The sequence below is a fragment of the Cohaesibacter marisflavi genome (genome assembly GCF_900115225.1).
GTDB lineage: Bacteria > Pseudomonadota > Alphaproteobacteria > Rhizobiales > Cohaesibacteraceae > Cohaesibacter > Cohaesibacter marisflavi.
This window is the reverse complement of the sequence record NZ_FOVR01000014.1, coordinates 116,621-127,352: the sequence shown is the minus strand read 5'-3', so window position 1 is coordinate 127,352 and position 10,732 is coordinate 116,621. Positions and strand designations below refer to the sequence as shown.

The 10,732-nt window shown below is 55.4% G+C and carries 7 protein-coding genes and 1 rRNA gene; all 8 read left to right on the top strand.

From position 1 onward, the window contains the following. Positions 1–174 precede the first annotated feature (174 nt). The 8 genes from rrf (at position 175) to BM258_RS20415 (ending at position 10,704) form a co-directional block, all read left to right on the top strand. Positions 175–289, top strand: a 5S ribosomal RNA gene (rrf, locus tag BM258_RS20450). 163 nt (positions 290–452) lie between these two features. After that, entirely contained in the window at positions 453–1,367 is a 915-nt protein-coding gene (locus tag BM258_RS20445; RefSeq protein WP_090075090.1) for an HAD-IIA family hydrolase, read from the top strand. 172 nt (positions 1,368–1,539) lie between these two features. Further along, positions 1,540–3,204, top strand: coding sequence for a hypothetical protein (locus tag BM258_RS20440; protein WP_090075089.1), 1,665 nt, complete (start codon positions 1,540–1,542; stop codon positions 3,202–3,204). A 7-nt stretch (positions 3,205–3,211) separates the two neighbouring features. Next, complete coding sequence (locus tag BM258_RS20435) at positions 3,212–4,429, top strand: AAA family ATPase (protein WP_090075088.1); 1,218 nt, start codon at positions 3,212–3,214, stop codon at positions 4,427–4,429. Beyond that, complete coding sequence (locus tag BM258_RS20430) at positions 4,426–5,397, top strand: DUF58 domain-containing protein (protein ID WP_090075087.1); 972 nt, start codon at positions 4,426–4,428, stop codon at positions 5,395–5,397. Before BM258_RS20435 ends, BM258_RS20430 begins: the two co-directional genes overlap by 4 nt. Continuing rightward, positions 5,397–7,049, top strand: a complete 1,653-nt coding sequence (locus tag BM258_RS20425; RefSeq protein ID WP_090075086.1) for a hypothetical protein — start codon at positions 5,397–5,399, stop codon at positions 7,047–7,049. Before BM258_RS20430 ends, BM258_RS20425 begins: the two co-directional genes overlap by 1 nt. Further along, positions 7,046–9,712, top strand: a complete 2,667-nt coding sequence (locus tag BM258_RS20420; protein ID WP_090075085.1) for a vWA domain-containing protein — start codon at positions 7,046–7,048, stop codon at positions 9,710–9,712. Before BM258_RS20425 ends, BM258_RS20420 begins: the two co-directional genes overlap by 4 nt. After that, positions 9,709–10,704, top strand: a complete 996-nt coding sequence (locus BM258_RS20415; RefSeq protein ID WP_090075084.1) for a hypothetical protein — start codon at positions 9,709–9,711, stop codon at positions 10,702–10,704. Before BM258_RS20420 ends, BM258_RS20415 begins: the two co-directional genes overlap by 4 nt. The last annotated feature ends 28 nt before the right edge of the window (positions 10,705–10,732 follow it).

The window sequence follows — 10,732 nt, the reverse complement described above, 5'->3', positions numbered from 1 at the left end:
TAACGTGCGAAGCTTACTGATACTAATAGCTCGATAGGCTTGATTACTCTCATTTGTCTATATTCATTCAAGGCTACTTTTGCTCCGCAAAAGTGCTAAAACTAAGCGATAGGCGCTTTTTGCTCTAGCAAAACGCCGGTAGCTCAACCAGCTTCTCTGTTTGTTATTCGCCGGCCCGGTGGTTATGGCGAGGACACCAAACCCGATCCCATCCCGAACTCGGCCGTTAATATCCTCTGCGCCAATGGTACTCCGTCTTAAGACGTGGGAGAGTAGGTCGCTGCCGGGCCTGCTAATAACAAACATTCAAAAACCCCCCGTGCTCCATAAGCCGGGGGGTTTTTGCGTCTGAATGAGGACAGTGTCACACACTTGATACTGCCTTCTGAAATATATCCAGCCAGTTCAATAGCAGTCTTGCTCCATTTGAAAATACAAACGAGTACAAATCTATGCTCCCCACTTTGACTTCAGAACAGGCTTTTGAGCGCTATGAAGCCGTTAGACATCGCTTCCCAAATCTTTCCAGAAACAAACTAGTTATAGAGCCGATCAAAGACCTTTCTGAAATTGTGGATCGCTTTGATGCTTTTGTGTTTGATGCTTTTGGGGTTCTGAATGTGGGTGAAACACCCATCAAAGGGGCACGTGAACGAATAGAAGCTCTGAGGGCCGCAGATAAACATGTGTTCGTTCTGACCAACGCCGCTTCCTATTGTTTCAACCAGGTTGTTGCCAAATTTAAACGTTTGGGCTTCGATTTCCGCGATTGTGAGTTGGTATCTTCGCGCGCCGTGTGTGAAATGCATCTACCATCTGTCCCTCCCTCTTTCGTTTGGGGCGTTGCCGCGCCGTCGTCTTTCCAATCTGAAGAACTTTCCGTTAAAGCACGGCCCCTGCTGGATGATCCTGACGTATATGATGAAGTTGACGGCTTTCTAATTCTTTCCAGTGAGAGTTGGACTCTTGAGCGGCAGGCTTTGTTGTTTGAAAGCCTTATTCATAATAATCGTCCTGTGTTTGTAGCCAATCCCGATATCGTTGCGCCACGTGAAGAGGATATGTCTGTTGAACCGGGCTATTATGCTCATAATCTCTTGGATCGGTTACCAGATTTGAGTGTGACATTTCATGGTAAGCCCTTTGGGTCTGTTTATGATGAAATCGAAGCGCGGCTCGGTAACTCTATTCCTAGGCATCGGATTGCCATGATGGGGGATAGTCTTCACACAGATATCTTGGGCGCACGAGTGCGTGGCTGGGGGTCGGTGCTGGTAACCGTGCATGGGTTTCTCAGGGGGCAGAACCCCATGGATGCTATCCACAAGAGTGGCATTTATCCTGATTTTATGACGCCATCTATTTAATGTTTTTCGGATGTTTTTTCGTGCTCGTAGGATTTTTGCGGGCTTTGTTTGGTCAAAGCTATTTGCTACCGTCTCTATCCGAGCATCTGATTTGCCATGAGCATGAGAGTTGTCATTTCCATGCATATCATTTGTGGATTTGATGCAATGATTAGGCAAAGGCAGCAAAGTAATGGCTGGTTATGGTGACAATCAGGTCTTTGATAGTCTTTCACGTATGAGGTCAGCACCTGAAGACGCCGGCTTTATGTGGCGGTTTTTACAGGCGCGTCACTTCGTTGCAAGTTTTGGATGGCCTGTCGTTGCTGGAAGCAATGTCTCAGGCCTGCTGCTTGTTGGTTATGCATTGTTGCCCCAAGAGGGAACTTACCTATTCATCGTGGCTTCGACGCTCCTAGCAGTAGGTTCGTTTCTATTTGTCCTATCTCAGATCAAAAGGCATAAAGCGACCAAGCTTTATCAGACTGGCGCGTTCCAAAGAGCTGCGGCCCTCTACAAAATTTCTGCATCACGAAAGCTGTTCATGATCGCACATGGGGTCGTCTGGGGCGGGGCTGCATTTTTGTGTGCCTCAGGGATTCTTGTGGGATTAGGGGCAACGCTGTTGTCCTATATCTTCGTTGGCGGGTTTATTGCAGTTGGATGCGGCCATCTCTTTGGTGTATTGCGGGTAAAAAGTTCGGTCTTTTGCTTGATATGTTGCAAGCGAAAAGAACTTCCTCCAGCGTCTCTTCCTCAGATGACACGCTATGCTCTGCAGCCGGATGTCCGCTTGGCGATGGATCAGGCAAGTGATGCGGGTGCGTTGAGCTCTTTGTTGGCGATTATTGCGCAAGACGATGCGCAGGCTAACGGGGTTGCGTTGCGCATTCCGGATTTTGGAGACTGGCCTGGGCTTTCGCTTGCGCGTGAAAGCAAGTTGCGTATGAAGGGGAGCCTGGCTCCTTTCGCTTCTGGTTGCGCTATAGGGCTGATAGCGGGGGGGCTTTTGCTGCTTCTAGTCGGTCTTCCTACTCATTCCATTTCCAATCCTCATGTGTTTGCTCCGCCATTTTTGGCTCAACAGCATACTGATATGCGGAGTGCAGAGAACGGCAAACCTCGAAGTGAATCAGGCTCTGTTTTTCAAAAGCAACAGCGGGGTCTCTCTGCTTCCGGTGCTTCTGGCAGAGAGGGTCTATCTGATCGCAATGGTGGCCGCATGGCGCAACATCCTCTGGAGTCTTCTCTAAATGCAGAGGACGTGGATGGTGCATCGTCCCGCGACTTGGCAAATTCTTCCAATGATAGTGTTCCGTCTCAATCTTTCGAGCAACCTCAAGGGCAGGACGGTTTGCCGCCGGATCTTTTAGGCGAGGATGCTTCGGCTCAAGCGGCGATGCAATCTGGCGATGCCTCACCTCATTCAGGTGCCACTGGGGGCGGGCTTGAAACTGCGCTGCAGGGGCTTGCTGATCGGGCAGAAGTTTTTCCAGATGGGAGTCTTGCGAAGGATCGGATCAAGATCGAACAACCTGAGCAGGATGGTGGATCTGTCGATAGGTCAAGCGCAAATACGCGCGATGACACTCGGCGTGATGGCACGCAAAGGGAAAAGGCTCAAGCTCAAACAGGCTCTCTTGTTGGAGGCAATGCTGACGCGCGTGGGGGAGGCGAACAAAGTACTGGGCAAGAAAAGAATCTGGCCGTTGCGGACAGGGAAGCAAAGGCGGTGCAGGTCGAGGAAATTCACGCAAAGGGCGCGAATCGTGAGACAAATGAAACGCCCCATCCCCATATTCCGGTGCAACAGATGCCCCACTGGATGAGATCCCTTCTCAAGCCGCAATCACAATGAGGAAGTCATGAACCAATTACCAGCGGAACAAGCAGCCCATTTCATGCTGCAGGTCAAGCGGAGCGTGCAGCGGGATATAATCGGGCAGGATGCTGTGATCGATGGGATGATTGCGGCGCTGTTTACCGGTGGGCATGTGCTGTTGGAGAGCAATCCCGGGCTTGGAAAGACATCTCTGGCGGTTTCGTTTGCCAAGAGCCTCAAGATGAAGGATGGCGCGGGCTATGGACGCATCCAGTTCACACCGGACCTGTTGCCCTCGGATATCACGGGCACCTTTATGCCCAATATGAGCGGGTCTGGGGAGCCTTTTGTTTTCCAGCCCGGCCCCATTTTCCGGCAGATTCTGCTGGCGGACGAGATCAACCGTGCCACGCCCAAAACACAGGCTGCCATGCTGGAAGCCATGGCTGAGCGGAAGGTAACTGTTCTGGGCGAAACGCGGTCCTTGGTAGAAAGCCGAGTTATTTCGCAAAATATGCAGCAGGCCAGATTTGAAACGCCTTTCATGGTGATTGGCACGCAGAACCCCATTGATCAGGAAGGCACTTACGATTTGCCCGAAGCGCAACTGGACCGCTTCCAACTCAAGCTCCTGATGGCGCCGTCCGATAGCGCGGCACTGGTTGAGATTGTCGAGCGGGTCTCCGGTGGTCACACGGGCATTGAGGGCGAAGAGCAGACGCCTCTGGATATTGATGCTTATTCCGCTGACCAGTGCGGCTGGCTGATTGATCAGACAAGGGCTTTGCTTTCGGAGACCAAGATGCCGCGCAAGATGGTAGAGCATGCCGTCAATCTGGTGCAGGCAACCCATGGCGCAGCCAAAGCCGCAGAGCTGGTTGATATTCCGGAGCGCTCCGGCGAGCAGATTGTGCAGTTTGTCGAGCGTTATTGTGAATGGCCGCTTGGCCCGCGCGCGGCGATTGCTCTCATTCAGGCAAGCAAGGCGAAAGCGTTCCTGCTGTCGGCGGAAAGCGCCACCACGCAAATGCAGGCCATGGCGGCGAGAGCCCTGCTGGAGATGGCGCCTGGCGCCTTGCGGCATCGTGTGAAATTCAAATATAGCTGGCAGCGGATGGCGCTGGAGGATTTCCCGGCGCTGCGTTCCATGAGAGATATGGAGAAAGTGCGTGATGCGCTGTTGCTGCATTTGCTTGCTCTCACCGCACCACAGGCCGCCAGCTATAGTGAATTCTTCAAGCCATATCAGCTGGACCAATGATCTCTTTGCGCCCCAATCCGTTTGATCCGGCTACGCTGGACGACATCTGCGTCAAGGCTCGCAAGGCGTTTGCCACGTCTGGCAGCGGAGCCTTCTTGCGGCGCAAGTTGGGGCAGTCTTTGGAATATCGGGAGCATCGCTCTTATGTGTTCGGCGATGATGTGCGTCACATCGACTGGCGGGCGTCGTTGCGCCATGGTCGGCCGGATGAGTTTCTGGTGCGCTCATTTGAAGCCGAAGAACAATTCCAGCTTCTCGTGATTGTAGATGGCAGTGCCACCATGCGCGCCGGTATGGAAGACCCGCATCGGGTGAGCAAGTTGGAGGCTGCGCTCTGGATATGTGAGGCGCTGGGGCATATTGCAGGCAACGAAGCCATTGGTATCGGCTTTGCGTCGCTCGGGGAGTTATCGTCTCGAGATCGTGTGAGCTTTGTGCAAGGCGGGCAGATCGGTGAGGCGTTTGCCCACTTCTCTCAAGGCTTGTGGTCTTCCAAAGCCCCTAAAGGCCGCGAAGAAGTGTCGATCGGGGCTGAGCTGTCTCGGCTTAAACAATCATCGGTCACCATTTTCATAACGGACTTCTATCGCACTAATACAGCGCAAGCAGCCCTTGAGGAAGCCGTACAGCTGGCTTCGCGCGGCTATCGGCAGGCCGTGGTGTGCGAGCTCAACAGTTGGCCAACGGAGCGCGCCATTCTTCGGGACGATATTGTTTCGCTGGGCGCTGTCGGGGCCGCAGCTGAGCGTAGCGGCGCGTTTCAGGCGTCGGGCCCTGATCTGACGGCCGCTGAAGATGCCATTCAGGCGCAGCGGGATGGATATGCTCAAGCCCTTAATCGCGGCGGCGTGGTGCATTTCGCATGGGATTTTCCCGATCGGCCGGGCTTTGATGCCATGGCAGAAGGTTTTCGCCTGCGCTTTCATGATTTCCTTCTTGCAAGCGAATTGTTCGGGAGGGTCGGCTAATGCTTCTTGGCCTTCTCGCCTTTGCAACTGTCGGTCTCTTCCTCGTGGTGCTGCTGGTCAAATATATGCGGCGCTCGAAAGTGCGGCATGTGGAGATATCTGCTCTGCAGTTTCTGCCTGAGCTTTCTGAGGCAAGACAATCGCGTGTACGCTGGCAGGTGAGTACACCCTTGCGCAGCCCTTTATTCTGGTTGCGCTTTCTCATTCTGCTGACGCTTCTGGCCATCCTGTTGCTGGATGGGGTGTTGGTGCCAACCAAAAACGCGCCTGCTTTTGGCGTGCTTGTTGCCGTGGATCATTCTCCCAGCATGGCGGTGGGTCGTCCGACGCGGCTGCAGTTGGCCAATGAAATGGCGGATAAAATCGTCCAGCATGTTACCGCCCAAGGGGGCTGTTCGCGTGTGGTGGCGGTGCCACATACTACGCCTAGCAATGGGGTTGGCGATGCTGGTGTGTCTCCCATTGCGATGATGCATGCTCTTTCTGCTGCACTTGAAGATGGTTCTTGCCATTGGACCCATCTGGCCGTCGTATCAGACTTGCCAAAGCCTCCGTTCTTTGCGCTGTCAGATGCGAGGGGGCAGGAGGTTGTGGCTGAAGGCGAGGCGCTGGCGGCTGATCCTCTATGGTTTCAGGTTGGTGAGCCTGAGGCTAATAGCGCTCTGACAGGAGCCGATTTCAAGGCTGCCGGACTTGGCGGAGACGGTGCGCGCTTGTCTTTGAATATTGCTCGCTTCGGGGATGCCAATTCGGACCTATCCCTTGTTGTTACAGGGCCAAAAGGCCAGATTCTCAGTCCCGATGCGCCGGTTGATTTGGGCAAGGGGCAGGAGGCCTCGGTCTCTTATGCTGTCTCTGAGCCAGGCACTTATCAAGCAGAGCTTGAAGAGACCGGCGAGTTTGCTCTCGACAATCGCCTTGCTCTTTCTATCGGCGCAATGTCGGTGTTGCCGATTGCTCTGGATTCTGATGTGAGCGCGGGGCCTCTAGCCAACCTTGCGCGGCAAATGGCGCCCGTTGTCGGGGCCGAGCGGGATGATGCGGTGCGCATCGGGCTTTATTCCGATCAAGACGGGCTCGGCGAGCGCGGGATTTATCTCGTTCGTGGAGAAGCGCAAGGCGTCAATGCCCTTGGTTATTTCCAAAAGGATAGCCCCTTGCTGGAAGCGGTGGATCTGGATCTATTGGAAGCTCTCAAGCCCAGAGGGCTTGAGCGATTGCCTGAGGGCTTTCGCTCTGTTGCAGCCGGTGCTGATGGTAAGGTCTGGATTGCGGTGCGTGCAGGGGCGCATCCGGCGGTGTTGATGCCAGAGCCTGCTGGCGGGCTGGTCAATGCCAATCTTGCAGACGCGCAGCATCTGACGTGGCTGGTGGCTTTCATCAATGCCTATCGCTTTGTCAATCAGGATCGGCAGCCGTTACTGGATGTGTCCCATGTGGATGCATCGGGCGCAAGGCTTGAAAATCTGGCCTATGAGAGCGATACGGCCAAGCCTTTGGGGAGCAACCCTGAGCTTGATGATATTCAGCCCGTTTCTATGATAGGGGAAGCGCAAAGCCCGCTTTGGCCGTGGCTTGCGCTGGTTGCCATCATTCTGCTCGTGGCTGAGCGTTTTGTTGCCCTGAGGCTGAGCGGTGGGAGGACGGCATGACGGCGTGTGAGCTGATATTTCCGCTTTTCTCGCGCTCTGGCTGGGTGGCCACCTGTCAGGAAACCGGTTGGGTCGCTTTGCTTGCAAGCTGGGGCGCTGTCGCTTTGCTGGCCGGTATCGTTCTGATCGGGGGCTATCATCTGGTCAGGCGAATTCAGATGGAGCGCTCAACGCGCCTGTGGCGCTTGGTAGCATCCTTTTCGGCTTTGATCGCTGCGCTTTTGCTGGCTGTGGCAGCAGGACGTCCGGCCTATTTGCATGCGCCTTCCGAGCGGCAGCAGCATTTCATCCTATTGGTGGATCAATCTGAAAGCGCGCATCGGCAACCGACCATGCGGCGTGATCAGATTGGGGCTCTTGCCAAAAAACTCGCGACCTTGGCGAGCGATGACGCCAATGCGAGAACACGGGTGTCTCTTATCGATTTTGCCGCCTCTGTTGATGTCAAACTCAATCGGGGCAGCCTTTCCGATGGATTGGCACTGCTACAAGAGGATGACGTTTCGAACGGGCTGTCTCACGATGGCAGTGACCTTGCGAGTGCACTTGATGCCGCCAAGGCTCTCGCCGACCAACAACGGGATGATGACGTTCTGTTTCTGCTCAGTGATGGCAATGCCACGACAGCGCCGCTTGCCAAGCTGGCGTCCCGCTTAAAGGGGCGATTAGGACCGGTTTTCATTTCATCGCTGGATGCTGGCGCTGCATCGGAGGGGATCATTTCCTCCTATCTTCCGGCCAAAATCCGTTCTGGCAGCAAGCCGACCTTGCGACTTGTCTTCGATCCGGGGGCAGCTGAAGCCAAAGACGTCAATGAAGAACGTTGGACTGTTACTCTCAGGCGGGATGGAGCGCCTGAGGCCCTTGAAAATGATCGGCTTGATGGCGGACACGCTCTTCAAGCCTTGCGTATACCCATGCGGTTTGAGGGCCGTGGGCTGCAATTTGCCTCAGTGGATGTGAAAAGGCGCGAGCAGACTTTTTCCGAGCGGGTTTTCACGCTGGTAGACGCTCCTATTCGGGTTTTGGGGCTCGGTGCTACCGGGTTCCTCAACGCGTTGCCGCAAGACAAGTTCGAGCTTGAGCAGCGGCGCGCTGCGGATTTATCGCGGCTTGATGATTTCGACATCGTGGTTCTGGGTGGCATGGACGCCGCACAGTTTCAAACCGGTGATCTGGTGCGGTTGGCCGATGCCGTGAAGAGCCGCGTGCTCGGTCTGTTTCTGGTGAATGGGCCCTTGGGAGGCAGCGCAGAAGACCCGACCGTGGTGCAAAGCTACGCTCATACAGCGCTTGATCCGCTGTTGCCGGTCTCACCCGATCCGAAATATCTGCAAGATGATCCGCCGCCGCGCGATACCATCGTGTTGGTGGATACCTCCGGCTCCATGGCAGGGGGAGGGCTTGCGGCTGCGCGGCTGGCCGTTGCCGATATTCTGGATTATCTGCGCCCTCAGGACAGTCTGGAGCTGATTACTTTTGGTGGCCTGACGACAGGGCGCCAGATGGGGGACGCGCGGGGCAAAAAGGTGATTCGAAATTTCGCCAGCCGCTTTCCGACCGGTGACAGTTCTAATGTTTCACGCGCTTTTGAGCGCGCTTTGGCCTCGACCGGCAATTATACATCGGTTTTTCTGATTACAGACGGCATGGTTGACCCTTACGACTATGCGAAGGCGGGGTTATCCTTTTATTATCTTCAATATGGCAGCGGCGCTACGCCGCTCAATGAGGAGATCGCCCAAGCGGCGCGGCAGTCTCAGATCTTGCAATCGGGGCAGGGGCTCTCGTTCAAGCCGGATTCCTACGACCCCGAAGAGCGAGCGGAATTCTTTACGCCGGATCTGGTGCGCCCGCGTATCGTTACGCCGATTGATGGCATTTCTGGCGGACTGGCAACCCCCGGCGTGGCCTTCACCTATGCCAAGGCCGATGCCGTTCGGGCGCTTGTCAGCGATGGACTTGAAGGAGAACCCGTGCTCGCGTTTCACAAAGCGGACCAGTTGGAAAAGGGCAATACGGGCGTCTTTCTCTCCGCTCTTGATGGCGCGTGGACTGATAGCGCGGCGGGGCGCCGCACGATTGAAACAAGCCTTACGCAGCTGGTCAAATGGTCAAATCGCAATCGCTACAGCTTCCGGCTTCAGGATTTCGGCGATGAGATTACGCTTCGGGTGTCGGTTGTCGGTGAGGCCGCAGATGCGCCTTTGCCGCAGACCCTTTCGGCGACCTTGTTGCTTGCGGGGCAATCCATCGGCGTTCCCATGACAATGGTCAAGGGGGAGCAGGGGGTGTTCGAAGGTCGCTTTGCCTTGCCAAGCCATGATGCTGCATCTGAAGGTGAGGGCGCAGTGAATAAGGGACTGCTCTATTTGCAAGAAGGCGGTGCGGGCGCATTGGAACAGCCGCAGGCCATTCCCGTTACGCTGCCTTATGCTGTCCCACGGGCAGGAAACCGCTCGGAAGCGGCAAGCTACGGGGTCGACCTCTCGGGTCTGCAAGCCTTGGCTGATGCAACGGGCGGTACGCTTGATCATTTGCCAAATCACAGCGGACAGGCACGTCAATTTTCCGTGCCGCCAAAGCCGGTGCACAGGCTGTTGTTGCTTTTGGCGACCGTCTTTTTCGGTCTGTCCTTCCTGATGCGAGGCAGCCGATTATGATGGACTCCCTTGGCAAAGCGGGGCCATTTTCCAATCGGTCCCAATGGTTCGCGCCGCTCAATGACACGGCCTATCATGCCGAGCCAGTGGTCGCGATCTTGCGTGATCTGGCGCATAAGGCGGTGCGTTATCATTTCGAAGATGGTGTACGCCCTTCTCTGTCGCGGGCAGACGCGAAAGCCTTGCAGCCTCTGTTTGGCGGGGCGCACTGGGCGGAAACGCGCCCCAATGCCTATCTCGGATTTCTCAATTCCGTGCTCTATTTTACCGGCAAGGATGCCGATTTTCGAACCAACGAGATGGTCTTGGCCGTGGGCGCTACGACGCGAACGCGCTTCTGGCAGCGTTGGGCCTTGCGCAAAAGGGTAAAAGGGGCAGCCCTTGTTGGTGGCGAGGCTCTGGTTCCAGTGTTGCTGGAAGGGGCCTGGAGTGCGCCTTCGGTGCAAATGCATCTGCTAGAGGCACTGCGCAAAAATTGGCATGCACGCACCCTTCTTTATCCTGACGACATAGACTGGCCTGATCGTGTATCTATTGAAGTGGTACTGATTCTCGTTCTGCTTGCTCTTGCGCGGCAAGGGGAAGAGGAGGCTGGCTCCTCATGGGCTCTTGTCCGGGCCTTGCAAGCGGTGCAGATGCGTCCGGTGCGGCGTATGGAAGGGTTGCTGCTTGGTTGGCTGACGCCTGCGCTGGCAGCTCTTGGAGACGGCGTCGATATCGAGCATTTGGTCGTGACGGATGCCATCGCCCGGATGCCCAATAGCGGCGCACTGGAGTCTGTGAACAACTTTTGCAACCGGACTGGTTTGGCCGAGCTGTATGGTTGGCTCCCTTTGTCCGAGGGGGAAGCGGACGAAAAAGACGGGGATGAGCAGGGCGAGCCGGCTGACATGGCGGACAGTGGGTTGAAGGCTTTTGCTGTGTCGCCTGTAAGCGAAGAAGAACAGGCTGTTCTTGCGTTGGGGCAGCGGCTTGCAACTGGTTTGTTGTAAGCGATGGCAATGCGGTTTTATGGAGTGA